Here is a 22668-nt window from a genome sequence, read left to right on the forward strand (position 1 = left end):
CGACCAGCTTCCGGGGCCGACCGAAGGATCGCAAGGCGGCGCGCCGCCATGCGCGGGCAGACGCACCCACAACCGCGCCGGGAAAGCCGCTCTTTCGCGTCACCTTCCTGGTCGGAACCCTATTCACCCTGATCGCATCGGCGCCGCGGCCGGTCACTGTATCATGAGCGCGCCGCGGAACCGCGCGATCACCTGACGCGCCCTACTGCAGCATCATGCCATCCGGCCATTGGATCGTGTGCTCCAAGCGAATCTCCCGCGTTTCACCCGCAGCAAGATCGAACTCCCACGCCAGCACCCCGTGCTTGTCGTCAACGAGCTTCTCGGTCGGGACGGGCGTCGCTTCCCAGGCGATCTTCAGGTCTTCCTGCTCGGAATAGGGCACCCGGTCCAGCACCCGCAGCGGCCAGGCCTCGCCGGTCAGGTTCTCGACCTCGATGCGCACCGTCTCGGATATCCGGTTGGATTTCGAGATCACGCCGCGGTCACCCTCGGCCCGGTCCTCGACCGTGCGGGACAGGCGCAGCCCCTCGATCGGACCAAAGGACAGCTCCGCCTCCTCACCCGCCGGAATCATCTCAAGGTAACGCTGTCCCACGAACCGCCCATCCAGGTAAAAGCTCGCCTCGGCGGTGGGCAGGATCAACTCGCCCATGTCGTTGGTGAACTCCGCCACCAGGAAGGCGCTGGGGTCGTTCAGCGGCACCGCCTTGGCCACCGTTTCGGCCTGCGTCTCCAGCGTCCCCAGCGCAAGGCGCACGCGGTCCGCCCCGGTGGCGACCGACACCGTGCCCGGATAGCTGTAGGTCACTGACAGCCCGTCGAAATCGGCGGCGGCGGTGACAGGCTCGGGCATGACCGCCATCGCCTCTTCCTTGGCAGCCCCCGCCGCCATGTCGGACTCGGCGGCACCGCGCGCCAGCGGCATGGGAGGTTGCGGTACCGGCTCCTCGTAGATCCGGCGCAGCCATGGCCAGACCTCGCTGGGTGCGGTCTGCTCGCTGGGGCGCACGGTCGACAGGGTCAGTTCCGCCGCCTGCCAGTTCTCGCCCGTGGACTGCGCGACATACGCGCCGCGCTCCAGCGTCAACGCACCGCTGGCGCGGTCAAGGCGCAGGTCGTAAACCGGCTCCCACCCCGCCGCATCGGTATTGTAGGTGACGGTCACCACGCCTTCGGCTTCGGTGTCTGCCGTCACGGCCACGGCCAGCATCGCGCGGTCCTCGTCCTCGGGCACCAGTGCGGCTTCGGCCTGTTTCGCGCGCTCCAGTTCTTCTTTCAGATCCTCCAGAGACCGCGCCACGGCATCGGCCCGACGCTCGGCATCCTGGGCCGTGCGAAGCGCCGCCAGGGTCTCTTCGCCGATCATCGCGGACAGGTCGCGCAGGGCGGCAATGTCCAGCTCGGTCACGCCCTCGCCCTCGCCCAGCTTTTCCAGAAACGCCACGCGGGCCCGGGCCGCCTCGGCCTCCAACCGGATGGTCTCGACCGCCGCGCGCGCGTCCCGCAGTTCGTCCTCCAGCCGCTCCACCTCGGCGCGGGCGGCTTGCAACGCGACGGTTTCCTCTTCAGTGCGCGGCGGCACGAAATCGCGCCGCGCCGTGACGCTGCCCATCGCCGCGCCCTCGACCGCCACGCGCACCGAGGCCAGCGGCGTCGACCGCGGCAGATCGGTCAGGATCAGCTGATGCTGCCCGGCCGGTATGCTGTAAGGCACCTGCCGCGTGATCGTGGCGCCTTGGGGGTACAGCGTGACGGCGTCCACCTCGCTTGTAAGCGCGAAGTCTTCGGCCAGTGCGGGAAACGGCAGGGCGGCAAGGATGATAAGGGAAAGAGAACGCATGGTGTCTACTCCAGGATAGTTGGCCGGATGATCGGTCTCTATTGGGACGCGTGCAAGCGCGGCGTTCTTGGGTGGCAATCGAAACTTTTTTGCAAAAAAGAAACCGCGCCGCCCTTTGTCAGGGGCGGCGCGGTCGGAATTTCAAAGCTGCTGAAATGACTTAGCCCTTCTGAAGCACCCGGTTGCCCAGCGTTTCCGCGATCTGCACCGCGTTCAGCGCAGCACCCTTGCGCAGGTTGTCGCTGACGCACCACAGGTTGATGCCGTTGTCGATCGTGCTGTCCTGCCGGATGCGGCTGATGAAGGTGGCGAAGTCGCCCACGCATTCGATCGGCGTGACGTATCCGCCATCCTCGCGCTTGTCGACGACCATGATCCCCGGCGCCTCGCGCAGGATGTCGCGGGCCTCGTCCTCGTCCAGGAACTCCTCGAACTCGATGTTCACCGACTCCGCGTGCCCCACAAACACCGGCACCCGCACGCAGGTCGCCGTGACCTTGATCGACGGATCGACGATCTTCTTGGTCTCGACCACCATCTTCCACTCTTCCTTGGTCGATCCGTCCTCCATGAAGACGTCGATATGCGGAATGACGTTGAAGGCGATCTGCTTCTGGAACTTCTTCGGCGGCACTTCGTCCGTGGGGTTGTAGATCGCCTTGGTCTGATCCCACAGCTCGTCGACGCCTTCCTTGCCCGCGCCCGAGGTCGCCTGGTACGTGCTGACCACGACGCGCTTGATCTTCGCGCGGTCGTGCAGCGGCTTCAGCGCCACGACCATTTGCGCGGTCGAACAGTTGGGGTTCGCGATGATGTTCTTCTTGGAATAGCCCGTGATCGCATCCGCGTTTACCTCCGGCACGATCAGCGGCACATCCGCGTCATAGCGGTAAAGCGAGGAGTTATCGATCACCACGCAGCCCGCCTTGGCGGCGATCGGCGCGTATTTCTTGGTGGCCTCCGAGCCGATGGCGAACAGCGCAATGTCCCAGCCGGTGAAATCGAATCCCTCGATGTCCTTGGTCTTGAGGGTCTTGTCGCCAAAGCTGACCTCTGTGCCGATGGACCGGCGGCTGGCAAGCACCGCGATCTCGTCGACAGGAAACTGGCGCTCGGCCAGGATGTTCAGCATTTCGCGGCCCACGTTGCCCGTGGCGCCCGCGACGACGATCTTGTAACCCATCTTGGGAAATCCTCTTCGTTTCGGGTTTCAATAGCGCCGCTCATACCGCAGTGCAGCGCGATGTTAAAGGGTCTGAACAAGGCGCGCACAGGCTGTCATTTCGATATTTCTAGAAATATGGCTTGCAAGCGGCCATAATTTCGATAATTCTAGAAACATGAAACAAACCTCGATTCCCGACCTCGATCTCGCCCTCACCGCCTCGACCTTTGCCGCGCTGGGCTCCGAGCAACGCCTCGCCGTGCTGCGCACCCTCGTGCGCGCCGGTCCCGAGGGGCTGCGCATCGGCGAGTTGGGCGAACGCGCCGGGGTTGCGGGCTCGACCCTGACCCATCACATGAAGATTCTGGCGCAGGCCGGGCTTGTCCGGCAGGAAAAACAGGGCCGCAGCATCATCTGCGCCGCCGTCGCCTATGACGAACTGCACGCGCTGGCCGATTTCCTGCTGCGCGAATGCTGCGCCGACAGGGACCATTGCGCCCACGAGGACCCGGAGCACCACCAGCATGGCTGACATCTCCGCCCCTACCCTGCGACGCAGATGGGCCAGCCTTGACAAGGCCTGGCTGGCGCTGGCGCTGATCCTCGCCGCCGTGGCCGTGCTCGACCCGCCGCAATTCTGGCCCACGGTCATCTTCACGGGGGGCGCGCTGCTGCACACCGCGCCGTTCATCCTCTTCGCCGTCCTCGCCGTGGCCTACATGAAGGCCACCGGGGCCGAGACCCTGCTGGCCAAGGCCTTCGAGGGCCGCCAGATCCGCATGATCTTCCTCGCCGCCCTGCTCGGCGGTCTCTCGCCCTTCTGCTCGTGCGAGGTCATTCCCTTCATCGCCGCAATGCTGGCCCTCGGCGCGCCGCTGGGCGCGGTCATGGCCTTCTGGCTGGCCTCGCCATTGATGGATCCGGCCATGTTCCTGATCACCTCCGGCACCATCGGCTGGGATTTCGCCGTGGCCAAGGCCGTCGCCGCGGTGGGCGTTGGCCTCATGGGCGGGTTCGCCACCATGGCGCTGGCCCGGTCACCCCTCTTCGCCGATCCGCTGCGCGAAAACCGCCGGACCGGCGGCTGCTGCAGCGCGAAGAAGCCGTTCCAGGGCCGGCCCGTCTGGCGATTCTGGTCCGACCCCGCCCGAAATGATACATTCCGCGAGACCGCCATCGACAACGGCATCTTTCTGCTGAAATGGCTGACACTGGCCTACGTGATCGAGGCGGTGATGCTGGAATACATTCCGGCCGACGCCATCGCCAGGGTGCTGGGCGGCGACGGGATCGGCACGATCCTCCTCGGGGCTCTCGTGGGCGCACCTGCCTACCTCAACGGCTATGCCGCGGTGCCGTTGATCGACGCGCTGCTGGATCAGGGCATGAGCAATGGTGCCGCCATGAGCTTCGTCATCGCCGGCGGCGTCAGCTGCATCCCCGCCGCCATCGCCGTCTGGGCGTTGGTCAAGCCGCGGATATTCTTCGCCTATTTCAGCTTCGGCCTCTCAGGCGCCGTGCTGGCCGGCATGGCGTGGCACGCCGTCGCCTGACCCTGCGCGAACCGTCACCTCAACCATGCGGCGCCAGAGCTTCCCCGGCTTTCGCGCCACTTCCTCGTTTTTTCTCATCAAGCACACAAATTTGCCCCGATTTGTTGTCACATCGTGGACAATTCCGACATAATGCGCGGGATCAGGGCTAACAACGCCTTAAGAAAACCTCGATAAACGAGGGTAAGAGCAGCGACGGAGCTTTGAGATGCTCGAGTTCGACAATGTCAGCAAGTCCTTCTGGACGGGCACGCAGCGCAAGGTGATCCTTGACCGCGTCTCGTTCCGGGTGGAGCTTGGCCGCTCGCTCGGAATCCTTGCGCCCAACGGCACCGGCAAGACCACGCTGATCAAGATGATGGCAGGCCTTGAAAAGCCCGACGAGGGCGAGATCCGGCGCGGCTGCCGCATCTCTTTCCCGCTGGGCTTCATGGGCGGGGTGATCAGCCGCGTCTCGGCCAAGGAAAACGCGCGGTATATCGCCACGCTTTACGGGCTCGATCCCGACTATGTCGAGGCGTATTGCCGCTATGTCTGCAATCTGGGCGAATATTTCGACCAGCCGCTCGGCACCTATTCTTCGGGTATGAAATCGCGTTTCACATTCTCATTGATGCTGGCGCTCGATTTCGACATGTACCTCATCGACGAGGGTATGCCCAGTTCCACAGACGTGGAATTCAACCGGCGCGCGGGCGACATCCTTCGGGAACGACTGCGCACAACCACAGTGGTGATCGTATCGCACCAGCCTTCAACGCTTGAGAAATTCGCGCGCGAGGCCGCCGTCCTGATGGATGGCAAACTGCATCTTTTCGACACCTTGGAAGAGGCGAAACGGCTTTATGACTACGAAACCCAAGGCTAGGAAATTCCGCATCCGCCGCACCACCCCGGGGAGTGGGCAGGCCACCGCGCCCGACTCTGACACCCGGGCCGAGGAGGACGTGCAGCAGACGCCCGACACCACGCCGCAGCCGCCGGCAGAGGATACCCCACAGCACGAGACCGTGCACGAGGGCGAAGTATCCTCGGCGCGCGAGATGTCTGTGTCTCAGAACATCGACGAGATCCGCAAGGAGGGTCTGACCGGCCGCCAGTTGCGCATGGCCCGCCGCATGGCCCAGAAACACGGGCTCGCGCCCACCTCGGACTTCGACGCGGTGCGCCTCCTGCGCGCTCGCGGCATCGACCCGTTCCAGCGCTCGAACATCGTCGAGCTTGTCTCGGGCGGCGAGAACACCCAGCCGGCCGAAACCCCGTCCGAACGCATCCAACTGCCCCAGACCGTGCCGGTAGGCCAGATCGCCCTGCCCTCGACCGAGCTCAGCCCGGCCGATCGCCGCGCCAAGGAAATCCAGAAGATCCAGCGCGACATCGCCTCGCGCCGCCGCAAGAAGATGCTGCTGCTCATGTCGCGGCTGGCGGCCTTCGTCATGCTGCCGACGCTGATCGCGGGTTACTATTTCTACACCATGGCGACGCCAATGTATTCCACCAAGTCCGAATTCCTGATCATCACCGCCGACGGCGGTGGCGGCAGCCAAGGCGGCCTGGGCGGGCTCTTGCCGTCGCAATTCGCCACCGGGCAGGATTCCATCGCGGTGCAGTCCTACCTGGAATCCAAAGATGCCATGCTGCGCCTGAACGAGGATGTGGGATTCAAGGCGATGTTCAGCGGCGACGAGATAGACCCGATCCAGCGGCTCGATCCCGATGCCACGAACGAGGCCGCCTACAAGGTCTACGAGAAATACGTAAACCTCGGCTATGACCCGACCGAGGGCGTGATCCGCCTGGAGGTCGCCACCGCCGATCCCGAGACCAGCCGCGAGTTCTCCGAAAAGCTGATCGAATATGCCGAGGAACGCGTCGACGCGCTCAGCCAGGAAAAACGCTTCGATGCCGTCAAGACCGCCGAGGCCGCCTTGCAAGAGGCCAAGGATGAACGCCGCGCCGCCCAGCGCCGGCTGGTCGAATTGCAGGAGGGCTCGATCCTCGATCCCGAGGGCGAAATCGCCAATATCCGCCAGCTGATCGGCAACGTGGAACTGCAATTGCAGGAAAAGCAGCTGGATCTGAACACTCAGCTTGCCAACGCCCGCCCCAACTCGGCCCGAGTCGAGGCGCTGCGCTCCGAGGTGCAGGTCCTGTCACAGGAGCTGGCCAAGCAGAACGCCCGCCTGACCGAGGCGACCGAGGAAAACGCCTCGCTCGCCAGCCAGGCCGCCGAGATCCAGATGGCACAGGCCGACCTTGCCACCGCCGACCTCGTGCTGCAATCCGCGCTGGAAACCAAGCGCCAATCCGAGATCGAGGCGAACAAGCAGGTCCGCTACCTGACCGTCGCGGTGAAACCCGTCGCTTCGCAGGATCCCTCCTATCCGCGCAAGTTCGAGAACACTTTGCTTGCCTTCCTGATCTTCGGCGGTATCTACCTACTCCTGTCGCTGACCGCATCGGTGCTCAAGGAACAGGTTTCGTCGTAAGACATGAAAACAGTTGAAATTGCAGACCTGCGCGTCGGAAACGACGCGCCGCTCACCCTCATCGCCGGCCCCTGCCAGCTGGAAAGTGCCGATCACGCCCAGATGATCGCAGGCGCGATGAAAGAGGCCTGCGCGGCGGCCAGCGCGCAATACGTCTTCAAGGCGTCCTTCGACAAGGCCAACCGCACATCCCTTTCGGGCAAGCGCGGCCTGGGCATCGACGAAGGCCTCAAGGCGCTGCAATCGGTCAAGGACGCGCTCGGCGTCCCCGTCCTGACCGATATCCACCTGCCCGATCAATGCGCCCCGGTGGCCGAGGTCGCGGACATCCTGCAAATCCCCGCCTTCCTCTGCCGCCAGACCGACCTGCTGCTCGCCGCGGGCGAAACCGGCGCGGCGATCAACATCAAGAAAGGCCAGTTCCTCGCGCCTTGGGACATGCCCAACGTCATCTCCAAGGTCGAAAGCACCGGCAACACCCGCATCCTGTTGACCGAACGCGGCACATCCTTCGGCTACAACACGCTTGTGGCCGACATGCGGTCCCTGCCGCAGATGGCCGCGACCGGCTACCCGGTGGTGATGGACGCCACCCATTCCGTGCAACAGCCCGGCGGCCAGGGCGGCAGTTCCGGCGGCCAGCGCGAGTTCGCCCCCGTCATGGCCCGCGCCGCCGTCTCCCTGGGCATCGCCGCCGTCTTCATCGAGACCCACGAGGCGCCCGACACCGCGCCCTCGGACGGCCCTAACATGATCCCGCTGGATCAAATGCCCGCCCTCTTGCAGAGCCTCATGCAATTCGACAGGCTCGCCAAGGAAACCCCCTGCCGGATCGACGCAAATTGAAGGTATCTCCGTGACCAAACCCGCTGCCGACGTGACCCAGAACACCTGGGAATTCCTCCGCGACCCGATGATCACGCCCACCGGCTTTCGCGAATACGATGCCCGCTGGAAATACCCCGACGAGATCAACCTGCCCGGCATCACCGCCCTCGGCCTCGGCCTCGGCACCCAGATGCGCCGCCGCGGCATCGACCCGGTGATCGCGGTCGGCAACGATTACCGCGACTATTCGCTGTCGATCAAGAACGCGCTGATCGTCGGCCTCATGCAGGCCGGCATCCACATCAAGGATATCGGCCCGGCGCTCTCGCCCGTGGCCTATTTCTCTCAGTTCCACCTCGACGTGCCAGCCGTGGCCATGGTCACCGCCTCGCACAATCCTAACGGCTGGACCGGGGTCAAGATGGGCTTCGACCGCCCCCTGACCCACGGCCCCGACGAGATGGGCGAGTTGCGCGACATCGTCCTGAATGGCGAGGGCGAGCCTCATTCCGGCGGCGGCTACGAATTCGTGAGCGGCGTGCGCGAGGCCTATCTCGACGACCTCGTCGGCGATTTCCGCATGTCCCGCAAACTGCGCGTGGTCTGCGCCACCGGCAACGGCACCGCGTCGGCTTTCGCGCCCGAACTGTTTCAGCGTCTCGGCGTCGAGGTCATCCCCTCGCACAACACGCTCGACTACACGTTCCCCAACTACAACCCCAACCCCGAAGCCATGGAAATGCTGCACGACATGGCCACTTCGGTGAAGGACTCGGGCGCCGATTTCGCCCTCGGTTTCGACGGCGACGGCGACCGTTGCGGCGTGGTCGACGACGAGGGCGAAGAGATCTTCGCCGACAAGATGGGCGTCATCATGGCCCGCGACCTCAGCAAACTGCACCCCAATTCCACCTTCGTGGCCGACGTGAAATCCACCGGCCTCTTCGCCGCCGACCCCGAACTGCAGAAAAACGGCGTGAAAGCCGACTATTGGAAAACCGGCCACAGCCACATGAAACGGCGCGTGAAGGAACTGGGAGCGCTCGCCGGGTTCGAGAAATCCGGCCACTACTTCCTGGCCGAACCCGTGGGCCGCGGCTACGACTGCGGCATGCGCGTCGCCGTGGAAATCTGCAAGCTGATGGACCGCAACCCCGACATGTCCATGTCCGACCTGCGCCGCGCCCTGCCCACCACGTGGTCCACGCCGACCATGTCGCCCCATTGCCCCGACACCGAGAAATACGACGTGCTCGACCGCCTGGTGCAGAAACTCGTCGCCAAACACGAGGCGGGCGACAGCTTCGCCGGCCAGCCCATCAAGGAAGTCGTCACCGTCAACGGCGCCCGAGTCATCCTCGAAAATGGTAGCTGGGGCCTGGTGCGTGCGTCGTCGAACACGCCCAACCTTGTCGTGGTCTGCGAAAGCGCCACCTCCGACGACGAAATGCGCGCGATCTTCAAGGAGATCGACACCGTCATCCGTACCGAGCCATCGGTCGGCGAATACGATCAGAGCATATAGGAGGGGCACTGCCCCTCCGGCCGAAACCGGACCCAACCACGCGCGCAGCGCCCGGACAATCAAGCGTCACATCCGCAGCTCGCCCGACGCCGAGGCCAAAGGCCGTCGAGACAAACCTGCGCGGCAACGCCGTACCGCCTACCTGCCGTCATAACCTTTCTTCTGCGCCTGGTAGAGCCGTGCATAAAGTCCGTTTTCGGCCAACAGATCCTCGTGCCGCCCCTGCTCCACCAGTTGACCGGATTCCAGTACGAATATCCGGTCCGCATCGGCGACCGAGCTCAGCCGGTGCGCCACCACGATCGTCGTCTTGCCTTTCGTCAGCCGCGCCAGTGCCGACTTGATCCGCTCTTCCGTCGCCTGGTCCAGCGCCGAGGTCGCCTCGTCCAGGAGCAGGATCGGCGCATCCCGCAGGAACGCCCGCGCAATCGCGATCCGTTGCTTCTGCCCGCCTGACAGCTGCGCGCCCTTGGGCCCCACCGGCACATCGCCGCGGGCGCGGATCAGGTCGGCGATCTCGGCATCCTCGGCCGCCTGCCAGACCTGCGCCTCGGTCGCCGCAGGATTGACGTAGCGGATATTGTCCCAGATCGACGCGTTGAAGATGACGATATCCTGCGCCACCACCGAAAACGCCCCGCGCAGGGCTGCCACCTGCAACTCCCTTATGGGCCTGCCCCCAAACGTGATGTCACCGCCCTTCACATCGTATAGCCGCGACAGAAGCGACAGGATCGTCGTCTTGCCCGAACCGGTCGAGCCGACGATGGCCGAAACCTTTCCACCTTCGAAACGCATGTTCAGCCCGTCGAACAACGGCTGGTCGCCGGAGTACGAGAACGTCACATCCTTCAGCACGATATCCCCGCCGGTGTCGAACGCGGTCTTCGCACCTTCCGCATCCGTGATGCTCGGCTCCTGGTCGTAAAGGTTCCGCACCCGGTCCAGCAGCACCAGATTCGACTGCAGCCCGCCAAAGAACTGCGCCAGCAGGCGCGCCGGATCGAACACCATCACCATGCCCAGCAGGAAGGTGATGATCCCGGCCCCGTCCACCTCGAACTCCGGCGACAGCACCATGTATCCGCCACCGCCGATCACCAGCACGTAGACAAAGGCCGAGCTCAGGTCGATCGACGGCATTACCAGCGCCTGGGTCACCTGCACCCGGTTCATCAGCCGCCGGATCGCATCCGTGCCGCCCATCAGCCGGTCCTTTTCGACTTCCTCCTGCCGGGCGATCTTGACAGTGCGCATTCCGTTCACCGTCTCCTCGATCCCGTTCATGTAGCCGCCCAGCGCCTCCTCGGCCTCGCCTTGCGCCTGCTTCACCCGGTCCGAGACGAAATTCATCACCATGATGATGAAGGGCAGCACCACGATGGCCGATACGAACAGGATCGGGTTCTTCCAGATCAGGTAGCCCGAGACCACCACCACAGTTACCGCATCCCGCAGTGCCCCAGCCACACCCAGCCCCACGAACACGCCGATTGCCTGCGTCTGCGTGACCAGCTTCTGGATGATCTCGCCCGACTTGGTGCGCTCGAAATAGGCCAGATCCAGCGACATCAGGTGCCCGATCAGGTCCCGCCGCATCTCGTAAATCGCCTGGTTCGAGACCTTCACCGTGATCATCGGAGCAAGGAAAGACACGACACCGCGCACCGCGAACAATCCGAACACCACGATGCAGACCTCGATCAGCTCCCGCATCGCGCCAGACTCGAAAATCACCCGCAGGCCGTCCTCGGTCATCGCCAGGAACTGCTGATAGACCAGCCCCTGCACCAGGATCAGCACCAGCACCAGCAACAGCTTGCCCGAATGCTTCCGCAGGTACCCCTGCCAGAACCACCGCATGTTCCGCTTGTCCGCCGCGCTGTAAAGCGGCTGACGTGTCTTTCTTGGGGTATCGCTCATGTCAGGTTCAGTCCGATCACTTCTCACCCGACGCCTATAGAGGCTTCATCACCAAAGGTCAGCCCCCCGCGCAGACGCCCCTTTTCCTCTGGCCAGAAATATCCTGGGGGAGGCCCGGGCCTGCCCGGGACGGGGGCAAAGCCCCCACTACCTTCAACGTAACCCGTCCTCGCCCTTGATCTCGTCCACCGTCAGCCCGCCCATCCGGTCATGAATACGCCCGCCGCGGCTCATGGCCAAAACGAAAAGCAGCTCATCGGAGCGGGGTCCGTCGGGCAGGCCCACTTCCATCCCGTCGAAATGGCTGCGCACGTAGGCGGCATTGATATGGCCCAGCGGCACGTCGATCCGAGTGCCCGGCCCGCCCTGCTTCATCGACGAGGGCACGATCGCCTTCGCCTCGCCCAGCCGCGCGCGCATGGCATAGCCCCCCGGTACGTGCCACAGCGCGGTATGCTCCAGTTCTCCGGCCTCACCCGCCATGGCGGCCTTGCCATAGCCGTCGATGCCCTCCGGCCCGCTCATTGCCTCGATCAGCCGGTCGGTCATCATCAGCCCCAGGGGTTTCAGATCGTCCATCGCCGATTGCAGATCGGCGGCATAGGCGCCCGCGAACGGGTTCTTCACCAACGCCGCCATCGCGGCGCGGCGGCGGGGCCGTTCCGCGACCGGCCCGCCGTCATGGTGGATCTCCTCGACAAAAAGCGCGGTCTTGCGCAGCGTGAATTCAGGCATGTTCAGGGTCTCTTTCTTCGATCATCAAAGTCTCGCCGACGCTCACGCACTGCCCACGCAGCGTCAGGCAGGCGGCATGGACCACACCCCGCGCCACCAGTCTGTCGGCATAGGCGCGTCCCGCGTCCAACGCTTCGGCCACCTCGTCCGCACTTAGCGCACCGACTGCCCGGGTCACCGCGCGCGGCCCAAGGTCACTGTCCGGCGACACCTCGCAGGCCGGAACGCGGTCAATCGCCGGATGCCCCGGCAGGTCTACGGCATTGGCAATCATCGTCGCGGCGGCATCCGCGGGCGCGGCACCACGCGCCAGTACCGTTACCGCATCGGCGATCCCCAGCGAATGGCTGCGCCCGCCCGCGCCCGAGGTCGCCACGCCGCGTACCGGGTCACCATGCCGTACCGTCACATGCCCCGGCACCGGGCTTGCAATCGCCACCCGCATCACCTCTCCCGGACCGATGTGAAACGCCACATCGCCGCCGTTGTTCACATAGGCCCTGCGCACGTCGGGCCCGTCCAGCACCGCCTGCAATATCGTCTCGGCCCCGGCCCCGGCCACCGCCGCCATCGGCGTGATGAACGCCGGCGCGAACGGTGCCACCGCCGACACCATGCGCCGTGCGGCCCCGCCCGTAACGCCGCTTCCATCTGGGCTGCGCAATCGCGGCAACTCCGCCACCAGTTCCTCCAGCAGTGTTTCGAACCGCGCCACCGCTCTCTGATACGCCGCGTTGCGCCCCGCGCCCTCGATGCCCAGGATCATGTCGATCGGCCCGTGATGCAGGTGCAGCCTTTTCCCGTCGGGCAGCCACCGCGCCTGTGCCCTCTGCATCAGTCGCCCTCCAGCACGCGCACCGCGCCGCCGTATTCGCCGCCATGCTTCAGGATATCCGCGATGGTCCGCACCGCCGAATCATGCCCCCCCAACGCCCGATAATCCTCCCGGCTCAAGGTGAACTCCAGCGGCGCCACCAGCGCGGGCGTCGGCACATGTCCGAACGAGCCCTCTGGCACCCTCAGCACATCCACCATCAAAGTGATCCCGCCCCCGGGCCAGACAAACGCCGGCGCGCCGCCACAGGTCACCCGCGTCTTCAGCGCCTGCACCGACCGGGTCAGCTTCACCGGGTTCTGCGTCACGCCCGACCGCAGCGACCCGCCCGCGCCCGCCTGGAACATCACCGTGCAGAGCGCCGGCTCGCAATTCTCCGCGATCAGGTCCACCGACGGCTTCAACGCCGCCGGCAGTTCCGCCTCGCGCGGCTGCAAATCATCGTCCAGCACGTAATACCCGTAATGTTCGCCCGTCGTGCTGACCATCAACAGCGTCAATCCCGGCCGCGCGCCCTTCTTCTCCAGCCACGGGTTCAGGATCGCTAGCGGATCGTCCAGATCGGTCCCGCCCCAGCCCTGCCCCGGTTCGGCCACCCGGAAATACCGCCCCGGCGTCGACCGTCGCCCCTTGATCCGTATCCCCGTATCCGCCCAGTCCAGCACCTTGCCCGCCTGGTGCTCGCTGACCACGCCGGTGATGTGGTCGTCCACCACCACCACCTCGTCCACCAGCCCATGCCACTGGCTGGCGAACATGCCGATCGTGGCCGAGCCGCAGCCGACGCGCATCCGTTCCTCGCGCTGACCGTTGACCACTGGCGCCTGCCCGGCCTGAACGACCACCGTCGCGCCGTCGTCGATCTCCAGTTCCACCGCCTCGCGGTTGCACAGCCGCATCAGCGCATCGCAGGTCGCGCGCCCCTCGGGTTTGCCACCGCCGGTCAGATGATCCACCCCGCCCAAAGACAACATCTGCGAGCCATATTCCGAGGTGGTAACATGCCCCACCGCTTCGCCATTGCTGCGCACGGTGGCGGTCTCGTGCCCGAGGTGCCGGTCGGTGTCGATCTTCACCTTCACCCCGCAATAAGAATAGATCGCCTCGGTCACCACGGTGACGAAATCCGCGCCCTCCACCTCGCGGCTGACGATGAAGGGCGCGGGCTTGTAATCGGGATAGGTCGTGCCCGCCCCAACGCCGCTGACGAAAACCTCCTCGCCGCCCAGAACCTCGCCATCCCATTCAGGCCCAAGAAACGGTTTCACCGCGCCCCCCTTGGCGACCCTACGGTCAAGTATGGTCAGCGGATCACAGCGCACGATCCGGCCATCCTCGTTGGCATAGCGATCACACGCCCCGATCTTGCCCGGCGCGATATAGCACATCACCGGGCAGGCATCGCAGCGGATCTTCTCCTCGCGCTCGCGCTCAGCCATGCCCGGCCTCCCGGATCGCCGCCAGTACGCGATGCGGCAACGCGGGCAGGCGTGTGACCAGCGCCCCGGTCGCATCCCGGATCGCGTTCAATATCGCGGGCGCGGTCGGGATCAGCACATGCTCTCCCAGCCCCTTCGCGCCCATCGGCCCCTCGGGGTCCGGCACCTCCAGAAAGATCGTCTCGATCTCGGGCATGTCGCCCGTCGTGGGGATCAGGTAATCGTGCAGGTTCTCCGTCCGCCCCGGAATGAACTCCTCCATCAGTGCAAGGCCCAGCCCCTGCGCGATACCGCCCTCGACCTGCCCTTCGGCGAGCTGCGGGTTGATCACCCGGCCCAGATCATGCGCCGCGGTGACCTTGTGAACCTTGACCGTGCCAAGGCCCATGTCCACCGACAGCTCCACCAGTTGCGCGCCATAGCCATAGACGGCATAGGGAACACCCTGCCCATCCTCGTCCAAGGGCTGCGTCGGCGGGTCATAGCTTTCCTCGGCGCACAGGACATACCCATGCGCCTGCTCGGAAAGCGCCGCCAGATCAATCGCTTGCTCCCGCGCGCCGTCGCTCACACGCAGATTGGCACCCTCAAGGTGCAGAACCGCCGCCGGCCCCATGTTCGTCTGCTTCAGGATCAGCGCCCGCAAGGCCTGCCCGGCGCGCAATGCCGCGCTTCCGGTCACGTAGGTCTGGCGCGACCCGGACGTCTTCCCGCAATCCGGGGTCAGCGCGGTATCCGCCCCGATGACCTGCATCTGCGCCAGCGGCAGCCCCAACGCATCCGCCGCGATCTGCGGGATCACCGTGTTCGACCCCTGCCCGATATCCACCGCGCCCTGGTGCAGGCAAAGCCGTCCGTCGCGCGTCAACCCGATCCGAATGGTCGACGGATTGGCAATCGCCGTATTCCCGCAGCCATACCAGCAGGACGCGATGCCAACCCCATGCCGCACGCGCCCGCCCCCGGCATTGGCTCGCTCGGCCCGTTCCAGCGCTTCTGTCCAAGGCCCTTCCAGCGCTTCCAGACAAGCCGCGATCCCCACACCATGAAGCGTCTGACCAAACACCGTCGCCTGCCCGTCGCGCAACGCGTTCAACTTGCGAAATTCCAGCCGGTCCATCCCCAGCTTGCCCGCCATATCGTCGAACAGCGTCTCCTGCATGATCGCCGCCTGCGGCACGCCGAACCCACGGAACGCGCCCGAGATCGGCTGGTAGCTGTAATTCGCCCGCGCCTCGGCGTGGTAATTCGGGATGAAGTACGGCCCCGACGCGTGCACCGGCACGCGCCCCGCAACGGTCGGCCCCCAGCTTGCATACGCCCCCGTATTGAAATCTCCGTCGAACTCCATCGCAACGATCCGCCCATTGGCATCGGCGCCAAGGCTACAGCGCATGTCCGACGGATGCCGCTTGGTGGTCGAGGCCATGCTTTCGGTCCGGCTATAGACCATCCGCGCCGGCCGCCCGGTCTTCAGCGCCACCAGCCCTACCAGCGGCTGCAATGACACGTCCAGCTTCGATCCGAACCCGCCGCCCGTCGCCGCCGGTATGATCCGCACAGCCTCCGGCGGCAGGCCCAGCACGGCCGCGGTATCGTCGCGATCCATGATCGGCGCCTGCGTGCAGGCCCGGATCACCAGCGTCTCGCCCTCCATCCACGCGACACCGGCCTCGGGCTCGATATAAGCATGTTCGACATAGCCCGTCTGCATCGCGCCACTGACGGTAAAGGCGGCGTCCTGCATCGCCTGCCGCGCGGCCCCTCGTCGGACCTTGCCGGCGATCAACAGGTTGTCGGGATGCGCGTCATGCACGGGCCGATCCGCCGGGTCTTCGCGCCACGTGATCGGAATGCCCGACGGGTCCAGCGCCTCGACCACCGAAGGCTCACCGGCGATCAGCGCCACCGCTTCGCCCGCCAACCGCGCCCGGTCCTCTGCCAGCGCCGGCTGGTCCTGAAAGGCCGGGATCACGCCAAAGCGGTTGGTCCCGGCGATGTCCTGCGCCGTGAACACCTGTACGCCCCGCGCCGCGGCCCAGTCCGTAATCTCTCCAAACTGAAAAGATACGGGTGCGTATGGCGCGCGCACCGCCCGCACGAGTAAGGCACCCTCCGGCACGTGATCCGCGCCATAGGCCTCGGTCCCGTCCACCTTCGCGGCACCGTCCAACCTTGCGACGGCCGCGCCCACAGCCTGTCCTGCATCGGGCATCCTCGCCACGTCGCCGGGGGCGGCATCCAGCACCGCGTCGATGATCTTGGCGTACCCGGTGCACCGGCACAGCACGCCTCCCAGCGCTTCCTCGACCTCGGCCCGCGTCGGCTCTGGCGTCTCGCGCAGAAACGCTTCTGCCGTCATCACCATTCCGGGCGTGCAGATCCCGCATTGCGCCGCCCCATGCCGCAGAAAGGCCTGCTGCAAAGGCGTGTGGGCCTGCCCCTCGATCGTCTCGACCTTGCGCCCCATGGCCTGGCCCAACGGCGTCAGGCAGGCGCAGACCGGGGCGCCGTCCAGCAACACGGTGCAGGCCCCACAATCGCCTGCGTCACAGCCCACCTTCGTGCCGCGCAAGCCCAAACCGTCGCGCAGCACCTCCGACAAGCGCCGTGCCGGATCGGCGGGCAGGACGCGACGCTGCCCGTTCACCATCAGAGTGCACGTGTCCATCGGGCGGTTCACGACACACCCTCTGCGCCGACCGCATCAGTCACCGCCCGGCGCAACAGCTCCGTCGCCGCGTGCACGCGATAGCCGGCCGTCGCCCGGATATCGTCCAACGGCGACAAGGCCGCGCAAACCGCATCCTCGGAGATGACATTCGCCAGCGTATGGTCGGCCGCACACCCCGTCAGCGCAGCCTCCACCTGTGGCAACCGCGTGGCCACGGCACTACACGCACCCACGGCCAACGCCGCGCTGCTGACGCGCCCGTCTTCCACCACCAGCCGCACCGCGACCATGGCGATGGAAATCACCAGGTACCGCCGCGCGCCAAGCTTGAGAAACCGCGACCGTCCTTCCAGCGCCGATCGCGGCAGGTGAACACCTGTCACTATCTCGCCGGGGTTCAGCGTCGTGCGGCGCGGCCCCACAATGAAATTCTCCAGCGGCAATCGCCGCCCCCCCTGCGCCGAGGCAAGCTCCACCTCTGCGTCAAGCGCCAGCAGGCACGGCACCCCGTCCGCCGCGGGCGAGGCGTTGCACAGGTTGCCCGCGATCGTCCCCGCGTTCTGTATCTGAACCGAGCCGACCTCCCGCGCCGCCTGTTTCAGCATGTCACAGGCCGTTGGCAGCTCCGCTCTCAAGATATCCGTCCATGTCGTCGCCGCTCCGATACGCAAACCCTCATCGGTTACTGCAACCCCGCGCAATCCGGCCAGCCCGGTGATATCCACCACAGGCCCCTGCAAGGCCCGCGCGCCCGTCGCCGGGAAAAGGTCGGTACACCCCGCCGCCACGCGCCCGCCCGTCTGCGCCAACAGTGCCAGCGCATCGTCCAGGGTTTCGGGCCGTGTGTATCCGGTCACGCCGCTCTCCATGTCGGGGTGCGGGTATCGTGCGACGCGGCGTTTCGTCCTGTCAACTCAAAGCGTTTTGCTTTTGACCTGGGGCATCAGCGAAAGGCGAAACGTGTGCAACGATTGAATGTTGCGCCGCCTTTCACACCCCCACGTAGCGGTCCACGATGGAATGATCCTGACGCAGCGCCTCCGCGCTCAGTACCTCGCCGTTTCGCCCGTTCTCGATGAACGCCACCCGGTCGGCCACCGACAGAACCGCATCCACCCGCTGCTCCACCAACAGGATCGCCACGCCCTGCGCGCGCATCCTGACGATCACCTGCCGGATCGCCTCGATCATCGAGGGCTGTAACCCCTCGGTCGGCTCATCTAACAGCAGCGCCTTGGGCTGGATGCACAACGCCCGCGCCGTGGCCAGCATCTGCTGCTCTCCGCCCGACAGGGTCTGCGCCGGCTGGTCCATCCGCTCCCGCAACCGGGGGAAGAGGTCCAGCACCTCGTCCAGCACTTCTTTGCCCGCGCCAGGCACCTGCAGCCCGATCTCCAGGTTCTGCGCCACGCTGAGGCCCGCAAACAGCCGCCGCCCCTGCGGGATATAGCCGATCCCGGCCCGCGGCACCTCGTGCGGCGGCAGGCTGCCGATATCCTGCCCATCCAGCGTGATCCGCCCCGACATCAGCGGCAACAGCCCCATGATCGTCTGCATCGTGGTGGTCTTGCCCGCGCCATTGCGACCCAGCAGGCACAGGATCTCCCCCGCCTCGACGCGCAGTGACAGGTCCCGCAGCACCTGCGCCGCGCCATACCCCGAATTGACCGCATCCAGCTCCAACATCATCCAGTCCCCAGGTAAGCCGCCTGGACGTCGGCATTCTCGTGGATCTGCTGTGGCGTCCCCTCGGCCAGCATCTCGCCAAAATTCAAGACGCTCACGGTGTCGGCGGTCTCCATCACGACCTTCATGTTATGCTCGATCAGCAGGATCGTCGTCTCGCCCGCCAATGCGCGGATCAGCCCCTTGAACGCGTCGATCTCGCCTTCCGACAGGCCCTGCGTCGGCTCGTCCAGGATCAGCAGCCGCGGCGCCTGCACAAGCCCCATCGCGATCTCCAGCAAACGCTGGTGCCCATAGCTGAGGTTCCCGGCCTCCTCGCCTGCCTGCGCTTGCAGACCGACGCGCTCCAAAGCCTGAAACGTGGCGGCCTCCACCGCGCGGCCCTGCAAACGCCGCCGCGCCGCCAGCGCCACGTTCTCCTGCACCGGCAGACGCGGAAAGATCGAGGTGATTTGGAACGTATAGGCCATCCCCTTCAGGATGCGCTTATGCGCGGGCAGCCGCGTGATGTCCTCGCCATCGAACGTCACCGTCCCCGCGCTTGGCGGAATGCGCCCGCAGATCATCCCCACTAGCGTCGTCTTGCCCGCCCCGTTGGGGCCGATCAGCGCCCGCACCTCGCCTTGCGGCAGGTCGAAGTCAACATCGGTCACCGCCTGCAACCCGTCGAACGACTTGGACAGCCCCCGCACCTGCAACAGCATCACGGCAACCCTTTCCACAGCCGCCGCCGAACTTCCCCGGTCAGGCCCTGCGGCGCGAACAGCGTCAGCGCCACTAGTGCCACGCCCGCGATCAGCATATAGGCCGAGGTCACGCCGGAACTGAGGTCAATGAGGTAGAACATGAACAGCGTGCCCACGAACGGACCCAGCACCGTGCCAGCTCCGCCCAACAAAACCCACAAGAGCGGAAAGATCGAATACTGTACCGAGCCGAATGTCGCCCCCGCATAGCCGAACAGCAGCCCATAAAAAGCCCCCGCCGCCGCCGAGATTGTCCCCGACACCACCATCGCCCCCAGCTTGTGCGCATAGGTGTCATACCCCAACATCCGCACCCGTTCCTCGTTCTCTCGAATGGCGATCAGCGTCCCCCCGAACCGGCTCTGCACCAGCCAAAGCGACATGAGGAAGCAGACCGAAAACAGCCCCCACGCCGCGAAATACCGCGCCGTCGGGTCGCTCAGGTCGACCCCCCACAGCACCCTCTGCGCCTGCTGGATCACGAACCCCTCGTCGCCCCGCGTATACTCCCCGAAGTAGAGGATCGTCAGGTACCCCGCCTGCGCGAACATCAGCGTCACGATCATGAACGCCACGCCAGAGGTGCGCAGCGCCAACAGCGCCAGCCCCCCGGCCACCAGCGCCCCCGCCACGATCCCCACGATCAGCGCGGGCGCAGGCGTGAACCCCGCGTGCTGGATGGTCAGCCCCATCCCGTACATCCCCGCCGCAAAGAACAGCGCATGCCCAAGGCTCAACAGCCCCGTATAGCCAAAGAGGATGTTGTACCCCACCGCGTAAGACGCCAGCACCATGATCCGCGCGATATTCCCGTGGTGATACGCCGGCAGCACGAACTGCAACGCGAACAGCACCACCAGCAGACCGAGGTGCAGCCCCAGAACACGCCCGCCCATGCTCATGCCGTGCGAGTCCCGAACAGGCCCTGCGGCCGGAACACCAGCACCAGCCCCACCAGCAAGGTGGCAAGAATCTTCGCCAGCGTCGGCGAGAAGAAGACCGAGATGATCCCGTCGCTCAACCCGATGAACAAGGCCGCCAAGACCGTTCCCGGCAGGCTCCCCAGCCCGCCGATGATCACCACGATAAAGGCCAGCAGCAACGGCTCGACCCCCATCAGGTAATGCGCCTGCTGGATCGGCACGATCAGCACCGCCCCCAGCGCCGCCAGCCCCGCGCCGATCCCGAAGACCAGCGCATAGACCCGCTCGACGGGGATGCCAAAGGCCAGCGCCATGTCCCGATCCGCCTGCGTCGCCCGCATCAACAACCCGATCCGCGTCCGCGCCATCATCGCCCAGACGCCGCACAGCACCGCGCCTGCGGCGAAGATCACGAACAGCTTGTAGGACGTGATGCTCCACCCCCAGGGTTGGGCCATACCAAAGAGCGTCTTGAACCAGTCGAACCAAGGCAGCTCGACCCGGCCACCGAAGGGCGCCTCCACGGGCCGCGCCTCGGGGCCATAGGTCATTAAGGTCAGTTGCTGGATGATATAAAGCAAGCCGATGGTAGCCACGATCGTCCGCTCCGGATCATACTCGATACGCTTGAGTATGGTCACATCTGCCGCCGCAGCCAGCGCCCCCACGACCAGCGGCGCGATCACAAGTGCTGCGACAAAACCCAGCGCCGGATGCCCGCCCACCATCTGCGCGACATACCACGCAATCACCGCGCCCAGCATGTAGAACTCGCCATGCGCGATGTTCACCACCCGCATCACGCCAAAGACAAGGCTCAGGCCGACGGCGGTCAGTGCCAGCACCGCCGCCGTCACCGCGCCTTCCAGCGTGGCGAGGATAAGATGAGGTCCGAATTCCATTAGGTCAGGTCACACACCCCAGCCCGTCGCGCGCGGCATCAAAGCGGCTGCGTGGTGTAATCCACCTCGTCTGGATACATCGTGTCGTCGATCGACGTCGTGTGCACCCGCACCAACCGGCCATTCTCGACCCGGCTGATATGCTGATGCCCGAACACCTGGTGCGTCTTGCCGTTGAACCGCTTGGCCCCCTGCGGATGCGCCCGGCTTTCGGGCATCTCGCCCATCGCCTCGACCGCCTCGATCAGCTTGGCGCGGTCCAGCGGCCCGGCATAGCCCGACGCTTCCATACCGGCCTTGATGATGTGCAACGTCTCCCAGCAGCCGAACATATGCGCATAGGTCGACACATCACTCGGGTCGCTTACCGACGCGCCGTTCTCGTCCACGCCCACCGCCTCGCGATAGAACTTCTCGTGCTCGCTTTGATCCTCCTGCGCGTAGCGCGGCATCCCTTCCCAGAAATACGTCCCTTCCAGGAATTCCAGCCCCGGGCTGGAAATGTCCACTGCCTCCAAGCTGTCGATAAAGCCGAATATCTCCGGCCCTTGTTCGCCGAAGAATTCGCCCAACTCCTTCACGAAGGTCAGCACCGCAGGGCCGACCATCACGTGGTACAGCACCTCGGTATCGCGCGGGATCTGCGGGAAATACTTGGTAAAGCTCGTCTCGCTCGGCGGGATCGCGATCTGCTCCAGCACCTCGCCCCCCTGTTCCTCGATCGCTGCGGTAAAGAAATCCCGGTGATCGTGACCGAAGGCGAAATCGGGAAATATCATCGTGACCTTCTTGCCAAGGTTCTCCGACACGTAAGGCGCCATCGCCTGCACCTGGCTCTTCACATCCGTGATGCCCGGCTGCAGCGTATAGCGGTTCAGCATCCCGCTCGCCACGTGATGCCCTTCCGACACCACGAAATAGGGCAGCTTCAATTCGCCTGCCCGAGGGGCGGACCCGATCACCACGTGGCTGAACAGCGTACCGAACCCCACATCACACCCATGCTGGTTGGCGAATTTCTCCACCACCTCGGCGCCGCGCTTGGGGTCCGTGCCGTCATCCTCGGCGATGATCTCGATCATCCGGCCATTGATCCCGCCACCCTCGTTGAGCAGCTTCACCGCTGCCTCGGTGGTGCGCCCGTACCAGCGGCCATAGGCGGCGCCGATGCCCGTGCTATGCTGCTGGAACCCGATCCTGATCGGCTCCGAGCTTTGCGCCTGCGCATACCGCGCCCAAAGCGGCAGGCTCGCCGCCCCCGCCGCTGCTCCGGCCAGTGTTTTCAACGCGCCCCGGCGCGACGTGCCCTTGATCAGCTTGGTCATCGCGAACTCTCCCCGTTCCTTGAAATGACTTTGGCACGATCCTGCGAAGCCCGCCCCGGTTTGTCCAGTGTTTTGAC

At 65.4% G+C, this 22668-nt stretch carries 19 protein-coding genes; 6 read left to right on the forward strand and 13 right to left on the reverse strand.

Translation table 11 applies throughout. The features are described 5' to 3' along the window. Positions 1-202: 202 nt before the first annotated feature. Positions 203-1843: a DUF4139 domain-containing protein gene (locus RBB31_RS07550; protein WP_306128670.1), complete on the reverse strand. Its 1641-nt coding sequence runs from the start codon at positions 1841-1843 to the stop codon at positions 203-205. Positions 1844-2003: 160 nt separating this feature from the next. After that, positions 2004-3026, reverse strand: coding sequence for an aspartate-semialdehyde dehydrogenase (locus tag RBB31_RS07555; protein WP_306128671.1), 1023 nt, complete (start codon positions 3024-3026; stop codon positions 2004-2006). Positions 3027-3183: 157 nt separating this feature from the next. On the opposite strand from RBB31_RS07555, the gene RBB31_RS07560 reads away from it, so the two are divergent. From RBB31_RS07560 to RBB31_RS07585, 6 genes are all read left to right on the forward strand, one after another. Then, on the forward strand, positions 3184-3540 hold the full coding sequence (locus tag RBB31_RS07560; protein WP_306128672.1) for a helix-turn-helix transcriptional regulator: 357 nt from the start codon (positions 3184-3186) through the stop codon (positions 3538-3540). Then, the gene (locus RBB31_RS07565; protein ID WP_306128673.1) at positions 3533-4561 is read left to right on the forward strand and encodes a permease; all 1029 of its coding nucleotides are present in this window, start codon (positions 3533-3535) and stop codon (positions 4559-4561) included. Before RBB31_RS07560 ends, RBB31_RS07565 begins: the two co-directional genes overlap by 8 nt. A gap of 208 nt (positions 4562-4769) precedes the next feature. Further along, complete coding sequence (locus tag RBB31_RS07570; protein ID WP_306128674.1) at positions 4770-5429, forward strand: ABC transporter ATP-binding protein; 660 nt, start codon at positions 4770-4772, stop codon at positions 5427-5429. Beyond that, on the forward strand, positions 5407-7050 hold the full coding sequence (locus tag RBB31_RS07575) for a capsule biosynthesis protein (RefSeq protein ID WP_306128675.1): 1644 nt from the start codon (positions 5407-5409) through the stop codon (positions 7048-7050). Before RBB31_RS07570 ends, RBB31_RS07575 begins: the two co-directional genes overlap by 23 nt. A gap of 3 nt (positions 7051-7053) precedes the next feature. Further along, entirely contained in the window at positions 7054-7896 is an 843-nt protein-coding gene (gene kdsA, locus RBB31_RS07580) for a 3-deoxy-8-phosphooctulonate synthase (protein WP_306128676.1), read from the forward strand. Positions 7897-7906: 10 nt separating this feature from the next. Beyond that, complete coding sequence (locus RBB31_RS07585; protein WP_306128677.1) at positions 7907-9403, forward strand: phosphomannomutase/phosphoglucomutase; 1497 nt, start codon at positions 7907-7909, stop codon at positions 9401-9403. A 138-nt stretch (positions 9404-9541) separates the two neighbouring features. On the opposite strand, the gene RBB31_RS07590 is transcribed toward RBB31_RS07585, so the two are convergent. The 11 genes from RBB31_RS07590 to RBB31_RS07640 all read right to left on the reverse strand — a co-directional run bounded on the left by RBB31_RS07590 (position 9542) and on the right by RBB31_RS07640 (position 22591). Beyond that, positions 9542-11326 (reverse strand): ABC transporter ATP-binding protein, encoded by a 1785-nt coding sequence (locus tag RBB31_RS07590; protein ID WP_306128678.1) that lies wholly within the window; start codon positions 11324-11326, stop codon positions 9542-9544. Positions 11327-11479: 153 nt separating this feature from the next. Then, positions 11480-12061, reverse strand: a complete 582-nt coding sequence (locus RBB31_RS07595; RefSeq protein ID WP_306128679.1) for an amino acid synthesis family protein — start codon at positions 12059-12061, stop codon at positions 11480-11482. Then, complete coding sequence (locus RBB31_RS07600; protein ID WP_306128680.1) at positions 12054-12896, reverse strand: UPF0280 family protein; 843 nt, start codon at positions 12894-12896, stop codon at positions 12054-12056. Before RBB31_RS07600 ends, RBB31_RS07595 begins: the two co-directional genes overlap by 8 nt. Then, positions 12896-14335 carry a 6-hydroxynicotinate reductase gene (locus RBB31_RS07605; RefSeq protein ID WP_306128681.1) on the reverse strand — a complete coding sequence of 480 codons (1440 nt, stop codon included), beginning with the start codon at positions 14333-14335 and terminating at the stop codon, positions 12896-12898. Before RBB31_RS07605 ends, RBB31_RS07600 begins: the two co-directional genes overlap by 1 nt. Next, positions 14328-17006, reverse strand: coding sequence for a molybdopterin-dependent oxidoreductase (locus RBB31_RS07610; RefSeq protein WP_306128682.1), 2679 nt, complete (start codon positions 17004-17006; stop codon positions 14328-14330). Before RBB31_RS07610 ends, RBB31_RS07605 begins: the two co-directional genes overlap by 8 nt. 8 nt (positions 17007-17014) lie before the next feature. Next, complete coding sequence (locus RBB31_RS07615; RefSeq protein ID WP_306128683.1) at positions 17015-17866, reverse strand: xanthine dehydrogenase family protein subunit M; 852 nt, start codon at positions 17864-17866, stop codon at positions 17015-17017. A gap of 133 nt (positions 17867-17999) precedes the next feature. Then, a complete protein-coding gene (locus tag RBB31_RS07620; RefSeq protein ID WP_306128684.1) occupies positions 18000-18695 on the reverse strand; it encodes an ABC transporter ATP-binding protein in 696 nt (231 codons plus the stop codon). Next, positions 18695-19402: an ABC transporter ATP-binding protein gene (locus RBB31_RS07625; RefSeq protein ID WP_306128795.1), complete on the reverse strand. Its 708-nt coding sequence runs from the start codon at positions 19400-19402 to the stop codon at positions 18695-18697. The genes RBB31_RS07620 and RBB31_RS07625 overlap by 1 nt, the downstream gene beginning before the upstream one ends. After that, entirely contained in the window at positions 19399-20343 is a 945-nt protein-coding gene (locus RBB31_RS07630; protein ID WP_306128685.1) for a branched-chain amino acid ABC transporter permease, read from the reverse strand. The genes RBB31_RS07625 and RBB31_RS07630 overlap by 4 nt, the downstream gene beginning before the upstream one ends. Then, a complete protein-coding gene (locus RBB31_RS07635) occupies positions 20340-21266 on the reverse strand; it encodes a branched-chain amino acid ABC transporter permease (RefSeq protein ID WP_306128686.1) in 927 nt (308 codons plus the stop codon). The genes RBB31_RS07630 and RBB31_RS07635 overlap by 4 nt, the downstream gene beginning before the upstream one ends. A 38-nt stretch (positions 21267-21304) precedes the next feature. Then, positions 21305-22591 carry an ABC transporter substrate-binding protein gene (locus RBB31_RS07640; RefSeq protein WP_306128687.1) on the reverse strand — a complete coding sequence of 429 codons (1287 nt, stop codon included), beginning with the start codon at positions 22589-22591 and terminating at the stop codon, positions 21305-21307. Positions 22592-22668: the final 77 nt, after the last annotated feature.

Source organism: Roseovarius sp. MMSF_3350, assembly GCF_030733425.1.
GTDB lineage: Bacteria > Pseudomonadota > Alphaproteobacteria > Rhodobacterales > Rhodobacteraceae > Roseovarius.